25 protein-coding genes are annotated in these 23,744 nt (G+C 51.0%); 16 read left to right on the top strand and 9 right to left on the bottom strand.

Annotation, left to right across the window (positions count from 1 at the left end; genetic code table 11):
• Positions 1-45: 45 nt before the first annotated feature.
• Positions 46-354, bottom strand: coding sequence for a hypothetical protein (locus tag BFC17_RS04590; RefSeq protein WP_229681016.1), 309 nt, complete (start codon positions 352-354; stop codon positions 46-48).
• A gap of 80 nt (positions 355-434) precedes the next feature.
• Between BFC17_RS04590 and BFC17_RS04585 the strand changes: the two genes are divergently transcribed.
• From BFC17_RS04585 to BFC17_RS04575, 3 genes are all read left to right on the top strand, one after another.
• Positions 435-626 carry a zinc ribbon domain-containing protein gene (locus BFC17_RS04585; RefSeq protein WP_070175278.1) on the top strand — a complete coding sequence of 64 codons (192 nt, stop codon included), beginning with the start codon at positions 435-437 and terminating at the stop codon, positions 624-626.
• A gap of 2 nt (positions 627-628) precedes the next feature.
• On the top strand, positions 629-1,282 hold the full coding sequence (locus BFC17_RS04580) for a flavin reductase family protein (RefSeq protein WP_070175277.1): 654 nt from the start codon (positions 629-631) through the stop codon (positions 1,280-1,282).
• Between the two features lie 153 nt (positions 1,283-1,435).
• Positions 1,436-1,729: a high-potential iron-sulfur protein gene (locus tag BFC17_RS04575; RefSeq protein WP_070175276.1), complete on the top strand. Its 294-nt coding sequence runs from the start codon at positions 1,436-1,438 to the stop codon at positions 1,727-1,729.
• Between the two features lie 60 nt (positions 1,730-1,789).
• Here the strand turns inward: BFC17_RS04575 and BFC17_RS04570 are convergent, their stop codons facing one another.
• Positions 1,790-3,412: an amidase gene (locus tag BFC17_RS04570; RefSeq protein WP_070175275.1), complete on the bottom strand. Its 1,623-nt coding sequence runs from the start codon at positions 3,410-3,412 to the stop codon at positions 1,790-1,792.
• A gap of 231 nt (positions 3,413-3,643) precedes the next feature.
• On the opposite strand from BFC17_RS04570, the gene prmA reads away from it, so the two are divergent.
• The 6 genes from prmA (at position 3,644) to purD (ending at position 10,076) form a co-directional block, all read left to right on the top strand.
• Positions 3,644-4,525 carry a 50S ribosomal protein L11 methyltransferase gene (gene prmA, locus BFC17_RS04565; protein ID WP_070175274.1) on the top strand — a complete coding sequence of 294 codons (882 nt, stop codon included), beginning with the start codon at positions 3,644-3,646 and terminating at the stop codon, positions 4,523-4,525.
• Positions 4,526-4,719: 194 nt separating this feature from the next.
• The gene (gene dusB, locus BFC17_RS04560; protein WP_070175273.1) at positions 4,720-5,718 is read left to right on the top strand and encodes a tRNA dihydrouridine synthase DusB; all 999 of its coding nucleotides are present in this window, start codon (positions 4,720-4,722) and stop codon (positions 5,716-5,718) included.
• A 30-nt stretch (positions 5,719-5,748) separates the two neighbouring features.
• Positions 5,749-6,042, top strand: coding sequence for a DNA-binding transcriptional regulator Fis (gene fis, locus BFC17_RS04555; protein WP_070175272.1), 294 nt, complete (start codon positions 5,749-5,751; stop codon positions 6,040-6,042).
• Positions 6,043-6,190: 148 nt separating this feature from the next.
• Complete coding sequence (gene purH / locus BFC17_RS04550) at positions 6,191-7,789, top strand: bifunctional phosphoribosylaminoimidazolecarboxamide formyltransferase/IMP cyclohydrolase (protein WP_070175271.1); 1,599 nt, start codon at positions 6,191-6,193, stop codon at positions 7,787-7,789.
• A gap of 160 nt (positions 7,790-7,949) precedes the next feature.
• Positions 7,950-8,762, top strand: coding sequence for a class I SAM-dependent methyltransferase (locus tag BFC17_RS04545; RefSeq protein ID WP_070175270.1), 813 nt, complete (start codon positions 7,950-7,952; stop codon positions 8,760-8,762).
• A gap of 18 nt (positions 8,763-8,780) precedes the next feature.
• Positions 8,781-10,076 (top strand): phosphoribosylamine--glycine ligase, encoded by a 1,296-nt coding sequence (gene purD / locus BFC17_RS04540; RefSeq protein WP_070175269.1) that lies wholly within the window; start codon positions 8,781-8,783, stop codon positions 10,074-10,076.
• A 78-nt stretch (positions 10,077-10,154) separates the two neighbouring features.
• Here purD and BFC17_RS04535 read toward each other — a convergent pair whose 3' ends face one another.
• On the bottom strand, positions 10,155-10,934 hold the full coding sequence (locus BFC17_RS04535; protein ID WP_083271578.1) for a class I SAM-dependent methyltransferase: 780 nt from the start codon (positions 10,932-10,934) through the stop codon (positions 10,155-10,157).
• Complete coding sequence (gene recG, locus BFC17_RS04530) at positions 10,927-13,008, bottom strand: ATP-dependent DNA helicase RecG (RefSeq protein ID WP_070175267.1); 2,082 nt, start codon at positions 13,006-13,008, stop codon at positions 10,927-10,929. The genes BFC17_RS04535 and recG overlap by 8 nt, the downstream gene beginning before the upstream one ends.
• A 168-nt stretch (positions 13,009-13,176) precedes the next feature.
• Here recG and BFC17_RS04525 point away from each other — a divergent pair, with 168 nt between their 5' ends.
• Both BFC17_RS04525 and BFC17_RS04520 read left to right on the top strand, forming a co-directional pair.
• Positions 13,177-13,743: a hypothetical protein gene (locus BFC17_RS04525; protein ID WP_070175266.1), complete on the top strand. Its 567-nt coding sequence runs from the start codon at positions 13,177-13,179 to the stop codon at positions 13,741-13,743.
• Between the two features lie 40 nt (positions 13,744-13,783).
• Positions 13,784-14,398: an FMN-binding negative transcriptional regulator gene (locus tag BFC17_RS04520; protein ID WP_070175265.1), complete on the top strand. Its 615-nt coding sequence runs from the start codon at positions 13,784-13,786 to the stop codon at positions 14,396-14,398.
• On the opposite strand, the gene BFC17_RS04515 is transcribed toward BFC17_RS04520, so the two are convergent.
• The 5 genes from BFC17_RS04515 to gmk form a co-directional block, all read right to left on the bottom strand.
• Complete coding sequence (locus tag BFC17_RS04515) at positions 14,395-15,024, bottom strand: peroxiredoxin-like family protein (RefSeq protein WP_083271577.1); 630 nt, start codon at positions 15,022-15,024, stop codon at positions 14,395-14,397. The two genes, BFC17_RS04520 and BFC17_RS04515, sit on opposite strands and share 4 nt — an antisense overlap.
• A 101-nt stretch (positions 15,025-15,125) precedes the next feature.
• Positions 15,126-15,512, bottom strand: a complete 387-nt coding sequence (locus BFC17_RS04510; protein ID WP_070175264.1) for a RidA family protein — start codon at positions 15,510-15,512, stop codon at positions 15,126-15,128.
• A 17-nt stretch (positions 15,513-15,529) separates the two neighbouring features.
• Positions 15,530-17,638: a bifunctional GTP diphosphokinase/guanosine-3',5'-bis pyrophosphate 3'-pyrophosphohydrolase gene (gene spoT, locus BFC17_RS04505; RefSeq protein WP_070175263.1), complete on the bottom strand. Its 2,109-nt coding sequence runs from the start codon at positions 17,636-17,638 to the stop codon at positions 15,530-15,532.
• Positions 17,639-17,774: 136 nt separating this feature from the next.
• Positions 17,775-18,047 carry a DNA-directed RNA polymerase subunit omega gene (gene rpoZ, locus BFC17_RS04500; protein ID WP_070175262.1) on the bottom strand — a complete coding sequence of 91 codons (273 nt, stop codon included), beginning with the start codon at positions 18,045-18,047 and terminating at the stop codon, positions 17,775-17,777.
• A gap of 82 nt (positions 18,048-18,129) precedes the next feature.
• The gene (gene gmk / locus BFC17_RS04495; RefSeq protein WP_070175441.1) at positions 18,130-18,771 is read right to left on the bottom strand and encodes a guanylate kinase; all 642 of its coding nucleotides are present in this window, start codon (positions 18,769-18,771) and stop codon (positions 18,130-18,132) included.
• Positions 18,772-18,948: 177 nt separating this feature from the next.
• On the opposite strand from gmk, the gene BFC17_RS04490 reads away from it, so the two are divergent.
• The 5 genes from BFC17_RS04490 (at position 18,949) to BFC17_RS04470 (ending at position 23,733) form a co-directional block, all read left to right on the top strand.
• Entirely contained in the window at positions 18,949-19,617 is a 669-nt protein-coding gene (locus BFC17_RS04490; RefSeq protein WP_070175261.1) for an alpha/beta hydrolase, read from the top strand.
• Between the two features lie 118 nt (positions 19,618-19,735).
• Complete coding sequence (gene hemC, locus BFC17_RS04485) at positions 19,736-20,665, top strand: hydroxymethylbilane synthase (RefSeq protein WP_373287207.1); 930 nt, start codon at positions 19,736-19,738, stop codon at positions 20,663-20,665.
• A 6-nt stretch (positions 20,666-20,671) separates the two neighbouring features.
• A complete protein-coding gene (locus BFC17_RS04480; protein ID WP_070175260.1) occupies positions 20,672-21,385 on the top strand; it encodes a uroporphyrinogen-III synthase in 714 nt (237 codons plus the stop codon).
• A 3-nt stretch (positions 21,386-21,388) separates the two neighbouring features.
• Entirely contained in the window at positions 21,389-22,567 is a 1,179-nt protein-coding gene (locus BFC17_RS04475; RefSeq protein WP_070175259.1) for a uroporphyrinogen-III C-methyltransferase, read from the top strand.
• Positions 22,564-23,733, top strand: coding sequence for a heme biosynthesis HemY N-terminal domain-containing protein (locus BFC17_RS04470; protein ID WP_070175258.1), 1,170 nt, complete (start codon positions 22,564-22,566; stop codon positions 23,731-23,733). The genes BFC17_RS04475 and BFC17_RS04470 overlap by 4 nt, the downstream gene beginning before the upstream one ends.
• Positions 23,734-23,744: the final 11 nt, after the last annotated feature.

The raw sequence follows: 23,744 nt of genomic DNA, 5'->3' as shown, positions 1-23,744 counted from the left end.
CTGCATGTAAAACATGTATAAATATACAGCCCTCACTATAAATGACTACCTGCCCTTGTCAACCGTCCTGATCCGCTGCTTTGCCACCCAGCTGAAGTACTCATTCAACGCCGGATCCGCTATGAGGGCTTCGGGCGTGGCGAACACTCTGGTCAGGGTCATCTCGTCATAAAACCGATGGATCCCGTTATGACACTGGCGGCAAATCAGAATGCCCGCTGCCAGTTGGTCTTTATCATAGTGCTTTTTAAAATGGCTACGGCGATGTACTTTACGTGGAATGAGATGATGAAATGTCAGCCAGGTTTCCCGCTGGCAACAGCAGCATCGGCCCATTTTTGCTTTTTGTCCCAAGTCTGTCCTCCCGTCGTCAATCCAGCCTTGGTGTTTTTACGTATAGCCTGTAACTAAGACCATTTTTCGGGGTAGTCGCTATGAGTTTAACCAAAGCCAGTACATTTGAGTGTCCCTATTGTATGACCATCAATGATATCGAAGTTGATGAAATTAATGACATTGGACAAAGCCAGGTTGTTGACTGTCAGATTTGCTGCCAGCCAATTCTGGTGACCATTTATGACCGCCATGGCGAATTTGAGATCATGGCCGAAATGGAGAATGAGTAATCATGGACCTTATTGATTCAGCGGCTATTGAAGCCATGGAGCAGCGCTACCGGGCTAATTTTATAAATAGTCTGTCCGGCTACAAAAGCGCTAACCTGATTGGCACCTGTAATCAGCAACAACAGACCAACCTGGCCATTGTTAGTTCGGTTGTGCATATCGGTGCCAGTCCCCCCTTAATGGGTATGATTATGCGCCCTCATTCGGTAGTGCGCGACACCCTGGGTAATATCAAACAAACCGGCTTTTACACTATTAATGCCATGCCGGTTTCGATGTACGCGCAGGGTCATCAAACTTCAGCCCGTTATCCTTCTGCGATTAGCGAATTTGATGCCTGTGATTTTACCACCCAGTGGCAGCCGGATTTTGCCGCCCCCTTTGTGGCCGAAAGCCCGTTAAAAATCGGTTTGCAGTTAGCCGAGATCATTCCTATTGCCCTGAATAACACCGAACTGGTCATTGGCCATATTCAACAGGTAATGGTTAATCCCGACGCAATCACCGATGATGGCAACGTCGATATCAGCGCTTTGCAACTCGCCGCTATTAGCGGTCTCGATACTTACCATCAGGTCAGTCCGATAGCCAAAATGGCCTATGCCAAGCCAGACATTGCCCCGGCGGCACTGAAAATTTTTAATGCAGATCAATAGAATGAAGGGTATCTGTTGTAGATCTTTTTTTTATCTGTATAAGTAAAAGACTATACATTGTGACGTTTCCTTAAAACCTGCTGCGGCAGGTTTTTGCATTTTGGGACCCAAGTAAAAAAGAATCATTCTCGTTAACTTTTTTGGAGTAAAACTATGAAATCAGTCAATCGTCGTGACTTTCTGAAACTTTCCGGAACCACGCTCATTGGCATGACTTTGGGCGGTGTAGCACTGCGCGCCAATGCACAGGAACACCTAAGCGAAGAAGACGCAACCGCAAAAGCACTTAAATACACCAACAAATCAACAGTAGAAGGCTCTCAGTGCGCTAACTGCATGTATATTCAGGGTGACGCCGGTGCAGAATGGCGCCCTTGTGCAATCTTCCCTGGTAAACAGGTCAACAAAAACGGCTGGTGCAGCGCTTGGGTTAAAAAACCTGGCTAAGCTCTGAGCTGCATCTGAAGGAGGCGACACACCGGTCAGGCATGTCGCCTTTTTTGTTGGCTACTGTGGCGCCTTATAGGGCAGCGCTGTGCCAGCCATAGCTGCGCTGTCAAAGCCCGTAGGCACAAACGCCGGAGCAAGCCGGAACTGACTGACCTGTTCAAACACCAGGCCTGCATTTAACACCTTAGCATCCTGCCACCGGCCACCGATAATACTCAGCCCCACAGGCAAGCCTTTGACGCTGGTTAGAGGGACCGTCAGATGCGGATAGCCGGCAATCGCGGCCAGATACCCTATCCCAATAAAGCCTTTGGGAGCACTATCACCGTACACCGCATCAATCAGGAAAGCAGGATTATTTGAAGGCGCAATAAGCACATCCACATCGTAATCGGCCAGCAGTTTATCGATGCCCTGGCTACGCGTGGCCATTCTGATATCAGCCAGCGCCTGCTGGTAATCGCTGCCAGCCATCCCTTCTGTGGCCGCTGCCTGCACAAAAATAGACTGATCAAACAGCTGCATTTCTCGTTTAGACGTTTTATTAAAGCCGATTAATTCGTTGAGATTTCGCACGGGTAACCGGGCAGGTGAGGAAAACAAATAATCGTTGATGGTGGTCTTAAATTCGGCAAGCAATACCAGATAAGACTTTTCCCAGAAGTCTTTCGGCTGCTCAAACTGGGCTATCTCAACCACACTGGCTCCCTGTGTGCGCAGCAATTGGATGGCATTATCCACGGCTCCAATGATTTGTGGATTATCACCCTGACGATAACGCACCACTCCGATTTTCAGACCCGTAATATCGCCGGAGAGGGACAATAGCGACTGGCTGTCTGGTCTGGCGGTATCCAGTGTTACCTCGTCGCTGGCATCTGTAGCGGCCATCACCGACGCCATAAGTGCGGCATCGCCAACCGAGCGGGCCATCGGCCCGGCGGTATCCTGAGTCGCCGAAATAGGCACAATGTGCGTACGTGGGATGAGCCCTACTGTTGGTTTAAATCCTACTATGCCATTCATTGCGGACGGGCAGATAATCGAACCATTGGTTTCGGTTCCCACCGCTAAAGAAGCCAGCCCTGCAGCCATTGCGGCACCCGAGCCAGAGGATGAACCACAGGCACTGCGGGAAAGCATATGAGGGTTACGGGTTAAGCCGCCTACGGCACTCCAACCGCTGATCGACGCCTCAGAACGAAAGTTTGCCCATTCCGACAAATTGGTTTTACCCAGAATGATAGCCCCGGCTTTACGTAAACTGGCCACCAGTGGTGAATCGCGCCGGGTAACATTATCCAGTAACGCCAGGGATCCAGCGGTAGTCGGCATATCCAGGGTTTCAATATTATCCTTGAGCAGCACCGGTATGCCATGCAAAGGCCCCGGTGTTTCGCCATTCGCCAGCGCGGCATCCCGTTTTTGGGCCTCTGCCAGCGCATTGGCATTTAACCGCAAAATACTGTTCAGGGTCGGCCCGCTTTTATCCAGCGATTCAATGCGCGCCAGATAGCCGGTTACCAGCCCTTCTGAGGTGAGTTCACCCCGCTTTATCGCTGCTACCTGTTCTGCTACCGGAGCATCCAGCCATTTGCTGTCTGTCTGTGGTTTGGTTTGCGATGCACAGGACATCAGCAAAGTCAGAAGCAAGGCTATTCCAACCAGTTTGTGTGCCATCCTTTCTCTCCTTGGGAGTAACGCTTATCACCAACGCAAGGTGCAAGCCCATGCCCCTTTGTTACTTTTTTATTTTGTCACTTAAACCATAATTGAAATTAGCGATTATCTCCACGTTATCCCGCCGACACGCAAAAAATCGCAAAACCGCCTGACCAATTGCTATATAGATTCCCCAGTCAGCGCTATCCCTGTTAAACTTGCAGTTTTTACATTGCCGTTGAGGATCCCATGCCCTGGCTACAACTTCGAATCGATACCTCTGCCGAACTTGCCGAACAGGTTGGCGGTATGATGAGCGCTAATGGTGCGCAGGCTGTTACCTTTGTCGATGCAAAAGACACTCCTATGTACGAACCCAAGCCGGGTGAAGTGATGTTGTGGCCGGATACCCAGGTAGTGGGATTGTTTGATGCCGCCGACGATATGCCCGCGGTAATTAAACGCCTGGAAAAAGCCAAAGTTCTGGGCGCGGGCTTTAAATACCGCCTCGAACCTCTCGAAGATAAAGACTGGGAAAGAGAGTGGATGGACAATTTCCACCCTATGCAGTTTGGTCAGCGCTTGTGGATTTGTCCGAGTTGGCGGGATGTGCCGGACCCTTCCGCAGTTAACGTGATGCTCGATCCGGGCCTGGCTTTCGGTACCGGCACCCACCCCACAACCGCTTTATGTTTACGCTGGTTGGACGGCGTTGATGTCGCGGGCAAAACCGTGGTCGACTTTGGCTGTGGCTCAGGCATTCTGGCCATTGCAGCATTAAAGCTAGGTGCCAAAGAAGTGATTGGTATCGATATTGACCCGCAGGCATTACAGGCCTCTATGGACAACGCCCAGCGTAACGACGTAGCGGATCGCCTGAGCGTGTATTTACCCGCCGACCAACCGGCTCTGCAGGCTGATATCGTGATGGCCAATATCCTGTCTGGCCCGCTGCTTGAGTTACAGGATGTGATCACCGGTTATTGCAAAGCCGATGGTTTAATCGTGCTGTCTGGTATTCTTGCTGAACAGGTTGAGCGCATAGAAAGTGCTTACGCCCGGGATATGGTCCTGGATCCCAGCGCCATCGATCAGGAATGGGCACGAGTTTCGGGGCGTCGGCACGGTTAATTGTCGACATTTCTCCCCAACCTGTCCCAAATTCTACGCTGGCTCAATTTGGGCAAAATCGAAATCTCTTTGTCAATAGCCCACACGCAAATTTTGTGTGATTTTTAGCCTTTTCAAGATTGCAGAAAACGCGTACACTTAGCGCCCCGTTTCAGGCAGGTGGTTATTTTCTACGCAAAGTTAGGTTGTTTTTTATGCGAATTGGAACTTACACACTTGATAACAACCTAATGTTAGCACCCATGGCTGGTGTAACAGACAGGCCCTTCAGACAACTCTGTCGTCGTCTGGGTGCAGGCTTGGTTGTTTCGGAAATGCTGAGCAGTAACCCAAGGGTCTGGAACACTGCGAAATCCATGCAGCGTATGGATCACAGCGGGGAATCAGGCATTCGTTCGGTGCAAATCGCCGGCGCGGATCCGGATTTAATGGCTGAAGCAGCAAGGTTTAATGTTGCTAACGGCGCCCAGATTATTGATATCAATATGGGCTGTCCGGCCAAGAAAGTGAACAAAAAGCTGGCAGGTTCAGCACTGCTGCAATACCCGGAGTTGGTGGAATCCATTGTCCAGGCTGTAGTAAACGCTGTGTCAGTTCCCGTCACCCTGAAAATTCGTACGGGGTGGGACACGGACAACCGCAATGGGGTGGAGATTGCCCGCATTGCTCAGGAAAATGGCATACAGTCACTGGCTGTTCATGGCCGAACCCGTGCATGTATGTACAAAGGCTTTGCCGAATACGACACAATCCGCCTGATAAAACAGGCAGTGTCGATTCCGGTAGTTGCCAACGGTGATATAACCTCACCACAAAAAGCCAGGGAAGTGCTGGAGTATACCGAAGCTGATGCATTAATGATCGGCCGCGGCGCGCAGGGAAATCCGTGGATATTCAGAGAAGTCTCCCACTATCTGAATACCGGAGAACTGCTGCCACCGCCATCGTTAACGGAACAGCATTCGGTACTGAAAGAACACGTAACGGCGGTTCATGCTTTTTACGGAGCTGAGAACGGCGTTCGTATAGCCCGCAAGCATGTGGGTTGGTATTTAGTGGAGCATGATAAGGACCGTCAGTTCCGTAAAACGTTTAATGCGCTGGAGTCTGCCGAAGAGCAGCTGCAAGCCATTGACCACTATTTTAACGCGCTGTCCAATGGTGAGGCCCGACAGATCTCACCGGCAGCTTAAGACTGATTAACAAAAGAGCAAGAAAGTATTATGTTCGATCAAAATGTAACTTCTCCTTTTACTACTACTGTAACTACTCCGTCACAAACTCAGGCACAAAAACCACTGCGTGACTCTGTTAAGCAAGCGGTTAACAAGTACCTTAAGCAACTGGACAACACCAACATCGATAACCTGTACGAAATGGTACTGGCCGAAGTTGAAGCCCCTTTACTGGAAGAAGTTATGACTTTCACTCGCGGCAACCAAACCCGCGCAGCGATCATGATGGGCATTAACCGTGGCACTCTGCGCAAAAAATTAAAGCAGTATGGCATGAACTAAGCCCCACGGGCCTGGCCCACATAAGAGCACCTTTCGGTGCTCTTTTTGTTTTTACCCATCGCTTTGCCCCGGAAGACAGGTGGGATAAAATAATAACATCCGGGTAACCAAACCATCGTTATTAACCTCATCGAAGCAAGATACCACTATGGAAACACCAAAACCGATCAAACGAGCACTGTTAAGCGTTTCAGATAAAACCGGCATAGTTGAGTTCGCGACTGCCCTGCACGAAGCAGGTGTTGAACTGCTGTCGACAGGTGGCACTGCCAAGCTACTCGCTGAACAAGGACTGCCCGTAATTGAAGTGTCAAACTACACAGGACACCCAGAAATCATGGACGGCCGGGTAAAAACCTTACACCCTAAAATTCATGGTGGCATCTTAGCCCGTCGCGGCACCGATGAAGCTGTGATGGCAGAAAATAACATTGGTCCAATCGACCTGGTTGCCGTTAATCTGTACCCCTTTGCTGCCACGGTCGCGAAAGACGACTGTACGCTGGAAGACGCCATCGAAAACATCGATATTGGTGGCCCAACCATGGTTCGCGCCGCGGCCAAAAACCATAAAGACGTTACTATCGTGGTTAACGCGGCAGACTACGCGCGTGTGCTTAGCGAAATGCAAAGCAACCAAGGTTCACTGACTTATAACACCCGCTTTGATTTAGCGATTAAGGCTTTTGAACACACGGCTGAATACGACGGCATGATCGCTAACTACTTTGGCGCTCGTCTGGATGCAACTGATTGTGCCGACGATTGCGAACACGATCACAGTGAATTCCCGCGGACTTACAACATTCAGGTAAGCAAAAAGCAGGATTTGCGCTACGGCGAAAACAGCCATCAGTCAGCGGCATTTTATGTTGAAAACAACATTCAGGAAGCCTCTGTTGCTACCGCTACTCAGTTAAACGGTAAAGAGCTGTCTTTCAACAATATCGCTGATACCGACGCTGCCCTTGAGTGTGTTAAAGAATTTGCTGAACCGGCCTGTGTTATCGTTAAGCACGCTAACCCATGCGGTGTAGCTCTGGGCGAAAACATTCTGGAAGCCTACGATCGCGCGTTCAAAACCGACCCAACTTCTGCCTTTGGCGGCATTATCGCCTTTAACCGCGAACTCGATGCCACTACCGCTCAGGCAATCATCGACCGTCAGTTTGTTGAAGTCATCATTGCACCAACCGTTTCTCAGGCTGCGGCAGACATCGTTGCTACTAAGAAGAACGTACGTTTATTAGTGTGCGGTGACTGGGCTGGTCAGTTAACCGAAGGTTACGACTTTAAACGTGTTAACGGCGGTCTGCTGATTCAGGAACGCGACTTTGGCATGGTTGAAATGGACGACCTGCAAGTGGTCACCAAAGTACAACCTACCGAAGCACAATTACGCGACCTGATGTTCTGCTGGAAAGTGGCCAAATACGTTAAGTCTAACGCCATTGTTTATTGCAAAGACAGCATGACTATTGGTGTGGGCGCTGGCCAGATGAGCCGCGTTTACTCAGCCAAAATTGCCGGCATTAAAGCAGCGGATGAAGACCTCGAAGTGGCTGGCTCAGTAATGGCCTCTGATGCATTCTTCCCATTCCGCGACGGTATCGATGCAGCGGCTGCTGCTGGTATTAAAGCCGTTATCCAGCCTGGTGGCTCTATGCGTGATGACGAAGTAATTGCAGCGGCGGATGAACACGGCATTGCCATGGTATTCACCGGCATGCGTCACTTCCGTCACTAATCCGTACGCCGGACTTACGGCGTATTACGTGTATTTGCGTTGGCCTGACATCACGAATGTAAAAATTTTGTGTTAGGCTAGCGCAATAATGCACTGCTTATCACCAGTTCAGGTGAGTAGCAGGGTATCAACAACACGATTATGACAGAAGGGAAATACCATGCGTAAATCTGCGGTTTTATTACTTGCCAGTCTGCTGGCAACACCAGCCTTTACCGCTAATGCCGATGCCATTGCAGACGCAGCAGCCAGCGACACACGTTCAAGTCAGGCTCGTCTGCGCGATGAATACCGTCATCCACAGCAAACGCTGCGCTTTTTTGACGTCCAGCCCGACATGAAGGTAGTCGAGATTCTGCCTGGTGGCGGTTGGTACTCAGACATTCTCGCTCCGTTACTGAAAGCTGACGGCAAACTGGTTGCTGCTCATTTTTATGTGCAGGAAGGTTCACCGGGTTATTACCCACGCCTGCGTAATGCGTTTAAGGAAAAAATGGCGGCTGATGGCCCATACAGTGCCGTAGAGCTTACCGCTTTCGATCCTATTGTACCGCAGGAAATCACCACAGCCGGCACCGCCGACCGCGTACTGACTTTCCGCAACGTACACAACTGGTACATGGCAGATAAGCAGGACGGCGTAGTTAATGCCATGAAGACATTTTATAAAGCCCTTAAACCAGGCGGTATTCTGGGTGTGGTAGATCACCGTTTACCCGAATCGGACGCCGACGAAAAAATGGCTTCATCCGGTTATATGAAACAGTCTTATGTCATCGATATGGCTGAAAAAGCAGGTTTTGAGCTGGTAGCAACCAGCGAGATTAACGCAAATGCGATGGATAACGCAGATCATCCGAAAGGTGTCTGGACACTACCTCCAAGTCTGAGACTGGGCGACGAAAAACGTGCCCACTATCTGGCGATTGGTGAAAGTGACCGGATGACCCTAAAATTTAAGAAACCCGAATAACTTTACGGAACACTCTGAATGAAGGTACTTGTAATTGGCGGTGGTGGCCGCGAACACGCGCTGGCCTGGAAAGCCTCTCAATCCATTGGCGTTACTGATGTATTTGTAGCGCCGGGTAATGCCGGTACGGCAACTGAAAACGGCTTAACTAACGTTGATATCTCTGCAACAGACGTTGATGCACTGCTGGCATTTGCCAAAGACAACAGCATTGACCTGACCATTGTTGGCCCGGAAGCGCCGCTGGTTATTGGTGTAGTGGATGCGTTTGAAGCCGAAGGTCTGAAGATCTTTGGACCAAGCAAAGGCGCAGCCCAGCTGGAAGGTTCAAAAGCCTTTACCAAGGACTTTTTAGCCCGCCACAACATTCCTACCGCCGATTATCAGAACTTCACAGAAATTGAACCCGCACTGGCTTATGTTCGTGAAAAAGGCGCGCCTATTGTGGTTAAGGCTGACGGCCTGGCCGCAGGTAAGGGCGTTATTGTCGCCATGACCCTGGAAGAAGCGGAAGATGCCATCAAGGATATGCTGGCCGGTAATGCCTTTGGCGAAGCAGGAAGCCGCGTGGTTATCGAAGAGTTCCTTGACGGCGAGGAAGCCTCTTTCATCGTAATGGTAGACGGTAAAAACGTAGCTGCGTTTGCTACCAGTCAGGATCACAAACGTGTCGGCGATGCTGATACCGGTCCTAACACCGGCGGTATGGGTGCTTATTCTCCGGCCCCGGTAGTTACAGCCCAAATCCACCAGCGCGTTATGGACGAAGTCATCTATCCTACCGTTGCAGGCATGGCTGAAGAAGGTTATCCGTACACTGGCTTTTTATATGCCGGACTGATGATCATGGCCGATGGCACGCCAAAAGTTATCGAGTACAACTGCCGCTTTGGCGATCCGGAAACCCAACCTATCATGCTGCGTCTGCAGTCTGACCTGGTTGCACTGTGCTTAAAAGCCTGTGACGGCGAGCTGGCCGGTATCGACATCGACTTTGATTCCCGTGCCGCAGTGGGTGTTGTGCTGGCGGCCGGCGGTTACCCGGGTGACTATGCCAAGGGCGAAGTGATTTCAGGCCTGGACAAAGCAGCTGAACTGGATGGCAAAGTATTCCACGCCGGGACAGCGCTGAAAGACGGCGAAGTTGTAACCAGTGGAGGCCGTGTACTTTGTGCCACAGCACTGGGTAACAGTGTTACCGAAGCGCAGCAACAGGCTTATCAGCTGGTTAAAGCCATTGACTGGAAAGACGTTTACTTCCGCAATGACATAGCCTATCGCGCCATTGCCCGCGAGGAGTCAGGCCTTAACTAAGCGTACCGGCCTGTCTGCTTATATGCAAAAAACCTCCTTAATGGAGGTTTTTTATTTTCTGGCAAATGCGCAACACCACTAAGGGGTGTTGATATACACATCAAAACGATGCTTCTTGCTGCTGATTGCCATTGACGGCTTTTGTCCTGCCAGCAGAGGCGCACTGTTAGGTCGCTTTACCACTACCCGTTTAGCGGCAGCGTGACGGGCCGCCGGTAACAGTAAGTCGGCATCCTCATCCGGACCAAGCATTACCTGAAACAAACGCATTTCTTTTTTTACCAGCGCCGATTTTTTACGGTGGGGAAACATAGGATCCAGATACACCGCATCCACACTGCCCGGGGCTAACTGCTGCATGTAATCACAACTGTTGGCATGATACAGAACAAACTGCCTGGCCAGCTCCGGCTCAGCCAAAGCCAGACGCCGCAGGCCGTCGCTCAAAAGTAAATACGCAACAGGCGAGCGCTCAATCATAATCACACTGGCGCCTAATGCCGCCAGCACGAACGCATCACGCCCCAGGCCCGGCGTTGCATCCAGTACCGTCATAGGTTGATTATTTTTCAGACCGATAGCCTTAGCAACAGGCTCTTTACTGCCGCCGCCGTGATTACGGCGGTACTGACTCTGTCCGGACAAAAAATCCACCATTACGCCACTGCTTTTAGGCTCGGCTAAATCCAACAATTGCAATGTGTCATCGCGGATAACCAGGGCCAGTTCTGCGGCTGCTGGCAGCTCAGTAATCGCCCTCACCCCAACTGACTGAGCCAGCGAGATCAGCTGTGATTCCGTCGCAGAAGGCGTACTGACCTGCTCGGCACCAAGCAATAACACAGGTAACTCAGGCATGACCATAATGCTCCTTCTGTCCAATCCAGCGGTTAATAATCGCCTGGGCACGGGCCGGATATTCGGTCCATAAGCGATTGGCGATTTCCTGCACCTGCGGGATCAGCGGCGCGTCACGCACTATGTCGGCAATTTTAAGTTCAGCAATGCCCGTTTGGCGCGTGCCCATCAGTTCACCGGGGCCGCGAATTTCCAAATCCTGCTGAGCAATATAAAAACCATCATTAGACTCACGGAGCACAGCCAGCCGCTTTGTGGCAGTTTTCGATAACGGGCTTTGGTACATCAGTACACAGTGGCTTTCTACCGCCCCACGGCCAACCCGGCCCCGCAACTGATGTAATTGTGCCAAACCAAGACGTTCCGGGTTTTCAATAATCATTAAACTGGCATTTGGTACATCTACGCCCACTTCAATAACGGTAGTGGCCACCAGCAAATCAAGCTCGCCTGATTTGAAGGCGGCCATAATTTCCTGCTTTTCCGCCGCCTTTAAGCGCCCGTGCACCAGTCCAATTTTTAAGTCGGGCAGGGCAGTTTGCAAGATTACCGCGGTATCTTCGGCCGCCTGGCATTGCAACACCTCTGACTCATCAATCAGTGTGCACACCCAGTAGGCCTGACGCCCCTGCTGCTGGCAGGCTTCACGTACCCGCTCTATCACATCAGCCCGGCGCGAGTCTGGCAGCGCAACGGTTTTCACCGGCGTTCTTCCAGGCGGTAGTTCATCAATTATCGACGTATCCAGATCGGCGTAGGCTGTCATGGCCAGGGTTCTGGGAATAGGGGTGGCGGTCATAATTAACTGATGCGGGAAACGACCTTGCTGCTCACCTTTCTCACGCAGTGCCAGGCGTTGATGAACCCCAAACCGATGCTGTTCATCTACAATGACCAGCGCCAGCTGACTATAAGTCACCTGCTCCTGAAAAATAGCATGGGTGCCAACCAGCATCTGCACTTCACCACTGGCCAGCCGCGCCAGTACTTCAGCTCGCTGTTTACCCTTTAATTTACCGGCCAGCCAGCCCACCTCAATTCCCAGTGGTGCCAGCCATTCGCGAAAGTTGTTGGCATGCTGCTCGGCCAGCAGCTCAGTAGGTGCCATCAGCGCTACCTGATAGCCACCGCCAATAGCAGATAAGGCAGCCAGTGCCGCTACCAGTGTTTTACCCGAGCCAACATCGCCCTGCACCAGACGCATCATCGGGCGCGCCCGCGCCATGTCTTGCTGAATATCGGCGGTAACACGCTGCTGTGCGCCAGTGGGGGAGAAAGGTAATGCGGCCAGTAATTTATCAACCAGTGCATGGTCAACGTTAATGGCAATGCCTGGCTGCGCATCACTCTGCTGACGCACCTTAAGCACACTTAAATGCTGGGCCAGCAGTTCTTCAAGTATTAATCGCATTTGCGCCGGATGCTCGCCTTTTTCCAGTTCCTGCAAGGCAACATCCGGAGGCGGCCGGTGAACCAGAGTCAGTGCGTCAATCAAACTGACCTGCTGGCGATACATCCCCTCAGGCAGCAAATCTGGCAATCCGCCTTGTTTAAGGATATCCAGTGCCTGATCAGTAAGATTGCGTAAGGTCAGCTGTTTCACCCCTTCGGTAGTTGGATAAACAGGCGTCAGGGTTTCTTCCATGGGCGCGGCATTTTCTTCAATGAGCATAAATTCCGGGTGCATCATCTCAAGCCCCCATTTGCCGGTGCGAACCTCGCCAAAGGCACGGATCTCGTTACCTGGCGACATCATAGTGCGCTGCAAAGCGCCAAAGTGGAAAAACCGCAGGGTGATAGTGCCGGTGCCGTCCGACAGTTTAACCACCAGCATTCGTTTTTTACCGTACTGAATATCAGCCGACTTTACTTCACCTAAAATGCTCACATGAGTAAACGGCAGGCAATCGCCAATGGGGTATATCCGGGTGCGGTCTTCATAACGTGTGGGAAGATGAAATAACACATCCTGCACCGTCACCAGATTAATTTTAGCCAGCTTCTCGGCCACTTTTGCCCCCACGCCCTTAAGCTGGGTAATGGGCATCGTAGCGAGGGATTGGTCTGACCGCATAGTGAGTGTGATTCCTTACTTTTAGGGGCATATTAAATCAAGCGCTTAGGCATTGCGAGTCTGAATATTCGCGGCTCCGCTGCTACTACTATTATAGTGCTAAAGTACCCTTTTCCGGGCGCTCTGGCGGTCTATAGTTAAGTGACCGACACCGACAGGAACACGCTTATGCACTTTCGCCCGCTTCGTTTATTTATGCTTGGGGCTGCCAGCCTGCTTGCTGCATGCGCCAGCTCACCACCAGAAGGGCCACTTAGCGGTGAAAAGCGAATTATATTAATGGGTAATAAAGGCGAACAACTGGACATTGGCAGTGTTACCTTTACCCCGGTGGCAGACGGCGCAACCTATACTATCAGAATTGACCACCGGCACTTTACCGATTACTTCCTGTCGATGAAGGAAATGAAGTGCCTGGAAGGGCCGGAACTCTGGTGTCATTTACCTTACCCATATCAGCAACCGCGAAAGGTAACCCGTGATGACTTTAGCTGGTTAGCCCACGATTTGCTGTTTATGTATAAAAAGAAAGGGGAATTTGGTGCTAATTTCTGGAATGGCATTTATTACCAGATGCACCTGACTGATGACGCGATTACGGGAGTTGCTCAGGCGGTGGACTTAAATCAGCTTGCCGCCCCACCAGAAGACTTTACCGTGCCGCCGTTCGGTGAATTTGAGCGTACGGACATCGAGCCCGAACCCCGGTTTTTACCTTTTGTGGAAATTCGATAATCGCGTATCATCAACGGCAAACCGTCGTGCGAGAGAAATCATGTTTGTTCCTGCCAAGTTTGCTTTTAACGATACGAATGACCAGCAGGCTTTTATAAAAGCTCACCCTTTTGCCTTACTGACGACCCCGGATTTACAGGCCACGCATTTACCCTTGCTGATTCAACAGCAAGGCGAGGAGCTTTACCTGGTTGGTCACGTAGCCCGCGCTAACCCGCACTGGAAACAGGCTGATAACACCCAGGCACTCGCGGTTTTCAGTGGCCCTCACGCCTATATTTCACCTACCTGGTACGCCGGTGCGCCCAATGTGCCTACCTGGAATTATGTCAGTGTTCATGCCACCGGCACATTAACGCTAATGGACGATGAGGAATTACTTGAAGCGATGGATGAACTCATGGTGGCATTTGAGCCGGACTATAACCGGGCTACGCTGGATAATTCCCTTGTTGAATATCAGCAAAAGCTCATCCGCAGGATTGTGGGTATCAAAATGAAAGTGACGTCGCTACAGGGCGCACAGAAACTGGGGCAACATAAAAATGTGGCTGATATGGCCGGGGTATCCCAGGGCCTTAAGATGGCTGGTGACCATGAGTCACTGGCGCTGCTCGATTACATGCAGCGCCACAACATTGGTTACGCCGACTAACCCTCGCTGGCCAGTACTTCTGCCACGGATAAAATCAATTGGGCCGAGGGGCGCACGGTAAAATCCGGATTAACATAGGTAAACTGTACCTGACCCTGCTTATTAACAATAAACACGCCCGGTGCCGGCAACACTGGCGTACCAGTACCGTCTTTGGTTAGCGGAATGTTGTAACCAGCGTACTTTTTGGCCGTTGCGTCATCCACATAAAACCCCACACCAAACTCGCGCAGGGCATCAAGCTGATAATCAGAGAGTTGCTGTACTTTCATTTCGGTTTCCAGCTCCTGGGCTTGCAGTGCGTCTGGCGACTGGGGCGAAATAGCGAGAATTTGATAACCCAGTGCGATCAACTGATCCTCGACCTTTTGCAGCTCACTGAACTGACGATTACAGTACGGGCACCAGCCGCCCCGGTAAAACAGAATAATCGCAGGTTGTTGCATGGTCAGGGCTGTCAGACTGACCGGACTGCCATCGGGATATTGCAGGGTAACAGCAGGGACCTTCATGCCATTGAGCAATGGCGTAACGGCATTGGCTTGGGGTGCCAGCACCTTAGCCATAGCACTCAAGGGGAGCAGCAAACCCAATAGCAGGGTAAAAGCAATTTGTCGCATACGCATAAATGTTCCATTAGATTCTGATTATTAGAATCAAAAAAGACCCGCAAGCGGGCCTTTTTCTTTCATAACCATTTAACCTAAAGGTTAAGCAGCGACGTCGATCACTCTGGCAGTTCCATTACGCCGTCGATTTCGATTTGTGCGCCTTTTGGCAGCTCTTTAATACCAATCGCTGCGCGGGCAGGATAAGGCTTAGCAAAGTATTTGGACATAATTTCGTTAACAGTGGCAAAATGAGCCAGATCCAGTAAGTAAATATTTACTTTCACTAAGTCATTTGGCGTGCCGCCAGCAGCTTCACACACTGCTTTGATGTTTTCGAACACCTGAGTCGCTTGCTCTGCAAAGTCCTGTGACACCAGTTCCATGGTGGCAGGGACCAGTGGAATTTGACCAGACAGGTATACAGTGGTGCCGGCTTTAACAGCCTGGCTGTAAGTACCAATAGCTGCCGGGGCTTTATCAGTTTGGATGATCGACTTAGCCATAATGAGTCCTTATAAATTTAATGTTGGCGCGACTGACTGTGTCGCGACACCTTTTGTACTTCCGGCATAATTCGAATTTTACGCATAACGTTAGCCAGATGTACGCGGTTGTAGGTCGTTAATTCAATATCCACAAAGTAGATATTGCTCTCTTTTTCTTCCGTTTGCAGCCCGATGATATTCGAGTCACACGACGCAATGTTATTGGTCAGCGTAGCCAGTGTACCCTGATGGTTAAACAGCTCAATACGCAGGGACGCTTTAAATTCGCCCTGGGGCTCTTCATCCCAAATCATTTGCAGTACGCGTTGGGGTTCTTCCTTAGCCAGCTTACGAATATTCGGGCAGCCATTCTGGTGAATGGTCATGCCTTTACCCGGACTCAGTACCGACACAATCTCGTCATCCGGGATAGGGTGACAACAGCGTGCGTAAGTCACCAACAGGCCTTCAGTACCACGAATAGCCACATTGCCTTTCTTCTCTGGCAGTTCGTCACTTTCGCCCTGTAACCGGCGGGCCACAATGGCACTGAGCTCGTTACCCAGACCAATATCCACCAGTAAGTCTTCGAAGTTCTCGTGCTTGGTTTCGGCAACCACGCGGTCGATGGATTCCTGACTTATTTCATCCAGTTTTACCATGCCCAGTGCGTGTCGCAGCAAACGAGTCCCCATGTTCAGGGCTTCCTGAGAACGCTGTTTACGAAGATACTGACGAATGCGGGTTCGTGCACGAGCACTAACGACAAAGTTCAGCCAGTTCGCGTTAGGCTTGGCGCGTGGTGAGGTAATAATCTCAACGGTCTGACCGTTTTCTAATGGCTTACTCAGGCTGTAATTGCGCCTTTCTACACGTACACCCACGCAGGTATTGCCTACATCCGAGTGAACCGCATAAGCAAAATCCACCGCCGTCGCGCCAGCGGGTAATTCAATAATTCGTCCATCCGGGGTAAATACGTAGATTTCATCCGGGAACAAATCGGTTTTAACGCTTTCGATAAATTCAAAGGAGGAACTGGCGCTTTGCTGCAGTTCCAACAGTGACTGCATCCATTTACGTGCGCGCAGCTGGGCTGTGGTGCCATCGCTGGATTCTTTATACATCCAGTGCGCGGCAACCCCTTTATCGGCCATCTGATCCATCGCCTGGGTACGAATTTGTACTTCCACCGGAATCCCATGGGGCCCAACTAACGATGTATGCAATGACTGATAACCGTTAGTACGCGGAATAGCGATATAGTCTTTAAAGCGCGATTCAATGGGCTTAAACAAACCATGCATCGCCCCTAAAGAGCGGTAGCAATCGTCTACCGAATTCACCACAATTCGAAACGCATAGATGTCCATCACTTCGTTGAACATCTTTTCTTTGTTTTTCATTTTGCGGTAAATGGAATACAAGTGCTTTTCGCGGCCCACCACGTTGGCTTCAATGTTGTAGCCTTCCAGCCGGGTGTTGAGCTCCTGGCGAATATTCTCGATGATTTCCTTGCGATTACCCCGGGCCTGCTTAACCGCCGACTTCAGCGCACGGTGGCGCATGGGGTACATGGCCTGAAAACCTAAGTCCTCAAGCTCATTTTTAATATCGTGAATACCCAGACGGTGGGCAATGGGCGAATAGATTTCCAGGGTTTCGAGCGCAATACGGCGGCGTTTGTCTGGTCGTAACGAACCCAGTGTACGCATATTGTGCGTGCGGTCGGCCAGTTTAATCAGAATAACGCGGATGTCCTGCACCATGGCCATCATCATCTTGCGGAAGTTTTCGGCCTGGGCTTCCTGCTTGCTGCTAAAGGCAATCTTATCCAGCTTACTGACCCCTTCCACCAAATCAGCGACGGTCTGGCCAAAGGCCTCTGCCAGATCTTCCTGGGTGTAGTGGGTATCTTCGATAACATCATGCAGTAAGGCAGCCATGAGAGTTTCATGGTCCAGATGCATATCGGCAAGGATGCTGGTAACCGCGACAGGGTGGGTAATGTAAGGGTCACCGCTGGAACGCATCTGACCATCGTGGGCTTCGTGCGCCAACACAAAGGCATCCTGAACGAGTTGCACCCGCTCCGGTGGCAGATATTCAGCAATTTTTTGTTTTAGCCCTTCAAACAGATACACGTTTGTTGCGGATTTCCAGTAATTTCAAACGGTTTAAGAATACGGCGAAATGGCCCGGTTTCCAACGAAAAACGCCAGTGTTTCTTATAAAAGACACACTGGCGCTGTCAATATTAGCTTCCGAGGGTTGCCCGTTTTACTGTTCAGACAGAATATTGGCTACTGAGGCAAACTCAGCGTGTTCCTGATTTTGCTGGTCACGCAGTTCTTCTTGCTCAAGCGTTTCTGCTGTTACTAAGCCTTTTTCAATTTCACGCAGAGCAATAACGGTAGGCTTATCGTTACTGATATCAACCATTGGATCTTTGCCTTCGGTTGCGATTTGGCGAGCACGACGTGCAGCAACCAAAATCAAATCAAAACGGTTACCAACTTTATCTACTGCATCTTCGACTGTTACGCGAGCCATGAAAATCTCCGATTCGAACAAAAATATTAAAAAAATGGCCGCGTAGTATACAACAAGCCATACTCAATTGGGTAGTAATAAATCACTCAGCGCTTAATAAACTATCAATTAACGGCTGATGGCGCAGTTGTTGTTTAGCCGTACGTAAACGCTGAGCTTCCACAATGCTGCTTAATTCCTGTAGTGTTTCGGAAAATTCGTCGTTAACCAGCACGTAATCAAACTCGCCGTAATGAGACATTTCTGCCACCGCTTCGGCCATGCGTTTATCAATCACGCTCTGTTCATCCTGACCACGCTTAACCAGGCGCTCACGCAAGGTTTCCGTGGAGGGCGGCAAAATAAAAATACTACAGGTATCCGGCATTAACGCTTTTACCTGTCTGGCCCCTTGCCAGTCTATATCCAAAAACACATCAATACCCTGATGCAGGGTGTTTTCTATAGTAATGCGTGACGTACCATAATAATTACCAAACACTTCCGCATATTCAAAAAACGCTTGCTGCGCAATTAAGACTTCAAACTGTTCGCGGCTGACAAAATGATAGTGCTCACCATCGACCTCGCCCGGACGCGGTGCCCGGGTGGTATGCGACACAGAAACCTGCTTAGGATTTACGTTTACATCCGGCGCTTTGGATAGCAGCGCTTTTATCAAACTGGACTTACCGGCACCTGAAGGGGCAGCCAAAATAAACAGATTGCCTAATTGTGTCGTCATAATGATGTTCTGTACTAAATAGTTAATGCCTGTATTACCGCGAAAGTGTAGCACACTCAACGCCGACATAAACGCCACAACAGCAATTATCACGAATCCCGGCAAGACCATTGTACCTGTTGCTGCGGAGTGTTAATTTTAAGCAAATAACATCAAAGTATGAGGAATCATCGGTCAATGAGCAGCGCATTACCCTATATCGACGTTAATCCGGCAGGAGAGATTAAGGCCACTGTTATCTGGTTACATGGCTTAGGTGATTCAGGGCACGGATTTGCGCCCATTGTGCCAGAGCTGAAACTGCCGGATGCGCTGGGTATCCGCTTTGTGTTTCCTCACGCCCCCGAGCGCCCGGTAACCATTAACGGCGGTATGCGCATGCGTGCCTGGTACGACATTAAATCCATGGACTTTGATAAACGCGCCGATTTAACCGGCGTACTGGAGTCTTCGGCTCTGGTGGAACAACTCATCGAAGCGGAAATGGCTAACGGTGTGCCAGCCGACAAAATCATTCTTGCCGGGTTTTCTCAGGGCGGCGTGATTGCGCTGCATCTTGGCCCGCGCTTTCACCAGACACTGGCCGGCATTATGGCGCTATCTACTTACATGTGCCAGCCGGCGCTGTTGCCCTCAGAAGCCAACGCGGCGAATAACGACACCCCGGTATTTATGGCCCACGGTGAAATGGACGAAGTCGTCCCCATCTCCATGGGTAAAGCGGCTTACGAAACCCTTAAAGCAAATCATTACAATGTTAGCTGGCAGTCCTATCCCATGCAGCATAATGTCAACATGGATGAGATAAACGCGATTAGTCAGTGGTTACAATCACGCTTGGCGTAGATCAAATACAGGCGGTATAGCATCGCCTGCTCAGGCAAAATCGTTTACACTTTGCACTTTAGCGCAGCGCTGGTCGCTGTCGCCGTAATTGAACACCTAAATAAAGGCGAATATTGCAGTGAAGTCCTCTCGCACTATCCGAATTGCCACGCGAAAAAGTGCCCTGGCCATGTGGCAGGCTGAATACGTTCAGGCACAACTATTAAAGCACCATCCTGAATGCACGGTAGAACTGGTGCCGATGTCTACCCAGGGCGATCGCATTTTAGATACGCCGCTGGCAAAAATTGGCGGCAAAGGCCTGTTTATTAAAGAACTTGAGATTGCCATGCTGGAAGGACGCGCGGATATTGCTGTTCACTCCATGAAAGACGTTCCGGTGGAGTTTCCGCCCGAATTTGGCCTGCATGCCATTTGCCCTCGTGAAAACCCTTTTGATGCCTTTGTGTCGAACACCTATAACAGCATCGACGAGTTACCCGCCGGTGCCGTAGTCGGTACCAGTAGTTTGCGTCGCCAGTGCCAGCTTAAACATCTGCGTCCGGATTTAGTCATCAAGGACTTGCGTGGCAATGTGAATACCCGCTTAGCCAAACTGGATGGTGGTGAATACGATGCCATTATTTTAGCCTGCGCAGGCCTGATTCGTTTGGGCATGGAAGACCGCATTACTCAGCCGATTCCGCAAGAACAGTCGTTACCGGCCGTGGGGCAGGGCGCTGTAGGCATCGAATGCCGCAATGATGACGCTGAGCTTATCGCCATGCTGGCCGCGCTGAATGATGCCGATACCGCATCACGGGTAATTGCCGAGCGCGCCATGAACGAGCGCCTGGAAGGAGGTTGTCAGGTACCTATCGGCAGTTTTGCCACGCTTACTGATGACACTCTGTCACTAACCGGCTTAGTTGGCTCAGCTGATGGCCAGACCATTTTGTATGCCAGTACCGAAGGGCATCGCGATAATGCAGTGGCTTTAGGCGTTAAGGTGGCCGAATCACTGCTTGAACAGGGTGCAGGCGACATCTTAAAGGCACTTCATCAGTAAGCACTTATGTATCTGATTACCCGGCCGCTAGCAAAACTCGCCCAAACCGATACGGCATTTGCCGAGGCCGGGCTTTCAGCCAGTGTTGTCGCGCTGCAGGACACCATTGCGGTTGCGAACGGCATGACCACGTTACAAAGCCTGCTAACAGCCTGTTCAGATGCGGTGCTTATCGTTACCAGCACTGCCGCCGCTCAGCCGCTGGTGTCAATGGCAAATAATCTGATTGCGCACCATAAGGTCATCGCCGTTGGCCAGAGCACAGCGCAGATACTGGCCTTGGCCGGTATCCCGGCTGAGGTGCCAGAGAGAGAAAATTCCGAAGGCGTACTTGCCTTACCCTTGCTCAAAGATTGCGCCGATAAGCACATTTTGTTATTAAAGGGGCAAGGCGGACGCACAGCGATCCCGGAACAATTAACCCTAAGGGGTGCCAGGCTGCACGAGGTGGTGTTGTACCAACGGGTACCCTTAACACCCCCCGTATTTAGCCGGACCTGCAACTGGACACAACTGAATGGCATTATTGCTACCAGTAGCGAACAGGCCCAGGCACTCATAAAAAACTTTAAAACCCAGCCGTTAACCAGCGTAAAATGGTTAACCGTAAGTGAGCGCATTGCGCAGCAGCTTAAGCAGCAGGGCATCAGGCATATTTCAGTGTGCCCGAAGGCCAGTGACGCGGCGCTCATTGCATGGATCCAGCAGAATTGGGAGTAAGATATGGCTGATCAGCAGCAACCAAAACAAGAGCAACCCAAGCAGTTGCCAGGTACAGCCAGTGCGACAAAAGCTGCGCCCACGTCTCCATCCAGCTCTGCCAAAACTACCGACAGTACAGTGGCAAAACCGGCAAAAACCGGCCTGCTCTGGCTGATGACGCTGGTTAATCTGCTATTGCTAGCCGCCTTTGCCTATGGTGGCTACTGGTACTTTAATCAGCACAGTGTTACCCAAAATAAACTCGAGGCTCTGCGCAGCGAAGTCGATCAAGAGCTCAACCAGAAGCACGCTCAGATGAGCAGCAAAACCCAGGCGCTGGAACAGCAACTGAATGCCCAGGCAGCAGCCACCCGGGATGTAGTTAACGGCGAAACCGAACAACTGGCTACCATCAGTCAGTTGGAAAACCAGTTACAGGGGGCACTGGCGCAGATTCAGGAAATGGATGGTCGTCGTCCTACCGACTGGCTGATTGCTGAAGCCGATTATCTGGTACGCATGGCCGGTCGCAAAATGTGGCTGGAAAAAGATCTGCGTACTGCCATCATGTTGTTGGGTAATGCTGATCAGCGCTTAAAATCCCTGGCCGATCCCTCTGTATTGCCGGTTCGCGCGCTCATCGCTCAGGACATTCAGGCCCTTCAGCAGGTTAATCCGGTGGCGGAAGTTTCCGTTGCGCTGGCCCTGGACGGACTCATTAAACAAGTAGACAAGCTGGCAATTGTGACGCCCAAGGAAGCCACCGTTATCGGTGCCGATGAAGTCAGTGATTCGGCCAGTGACTGGCAGCAAAATCTGCTCAATGTCTGGCGCTCGCTGGTAGATGATTTCATTCGGGTTGAGTACCGCGACGAACCCATTGAGCCCATGATGACAGCACAACAGGAATGGATTTCCCGCGAGCAGATTAAACTGGCGTTACAACAGGCACAGGCCGCCGCACTGGCCTCAGAGCAAGCACTGTACACCGCATCCATCGAACGCGCCCAGACCATCATTAGCGATGATTACCTTCAGGCTAACAGCGATGTATCAGGCTTTCAAAGCGCTTTACGCGAGTTGCATAACACCGATATCAGCAAAAAAATCCCCACCAAACTGGCTTCTCAGCCAGCGCTGGAATCGCTGCTGGATAGCCGCGTTAAACGTGTGTTTGGCGAAGGAGCCAGCGCACTATGAAAAAGCTGATTTACATTCTGATTATTGTCGCTGTGTGTCTGGCAGCCATGATTGCTGCGCCGTCATTGGTGGGCGACAAAGGTTACGTGCTGATTCAACTGGGTAATCTGGTTATTGAAACCAGCGTTGTGGCGCTGGGCATTATGGTGTTTGTTGCCCTGGTATGCTGGGTAATCATTGGCATGTTACTAAGCCGCACAATGCGCCTGACTAAGCTGTCTGGCAGCTGGTTTGGCAACCGCTCACGGCGTAAAACCCAGCGGGCGTTTTATCGCAGCATTCAGGCCCTGGCAGAAGGGGACTGGGAAGCGGCAACCAAAGCGTCAGACCTTGCCGAAAATGGCGACTTTGAAGGCGTTAATTATCTTGTTGCAGCTCAGGCGGCAGTGGCCAGAGGCCGCAAGGATACAGCTATCCGCAAGCTCAACGAGGCCACCGAATATGACAGCTCTGCACTGGCTGCCAGAGTGACGCTGGCCCGCATGGCGCTGGCCGAAGGTCAGCCCCGGGATGCACTAAAAGAGTTGGCGCAACTAAACGATAAACAGCAAGCCTCCGCCTCTGCCGTAAAGCTTAAGGTGCAGGCACTGGCAGAAAGCGGGCAGTGGGCAAAACTCGAAGAAGAACTCGGCGGCTATAAAAAAGTGCTCGGTGATGACTATGCGAAATGGTCAAAACAAATCGCCAAAGGCCGCTTAGCCGAAGTCGCCAGTAAACAGGGCGCTATTGCGCTCAAAGCCTTCTGGCAGGCATTACCGCGTAAACAACGCAACGATATCGGCTACCAGGCCGCGTATGCCGAACAGCTGCTCAACCAGGGGATGCATCAGGAAGCACAAAGCGTGTTGCTGGACTGGCAAAAGCGAGGCCCTCATCCGCAGTTACTGCCACTGCTGAAGAACCTGCAATTGCCTAATCCCGCGCCAACCATTAAGGCGCTGGAGAAATGGATTAAAGCCGATGAAGAAAACCAGCAGCTGTATATGGTACTGGGCTATGTGGCTCATCATGCCGGCGACAACACCCTGGCCGACAAAGCGTTGCAAAAGGCCATGAAACTGCATCCGACCCAGGAAGGGCTGTTATTGCTGGCCGAAATAAACGAAAAGGCCAATAACCGTGAATCGGCTATGGCCTTTTATAAGCAGAGTCTTAACGTTAAATAGTCTGGCAGCGG

This window comes from Marisediminitalea lipolytica, from assembly GCF_001758465.1.
Classification (GTDB): domain Bacteria; phylum Pseudomonadota; class Gammaproteobacteria; order Enterobacterales; family Alteromonadaceae; genus Alteromonas; species Alteromonas lipolytica.
The sequence above is the reverse complement of the archived record's forward strand: the minus strand, read 5'-3'. Positions and strand labels throughout refer to the sequence as shown.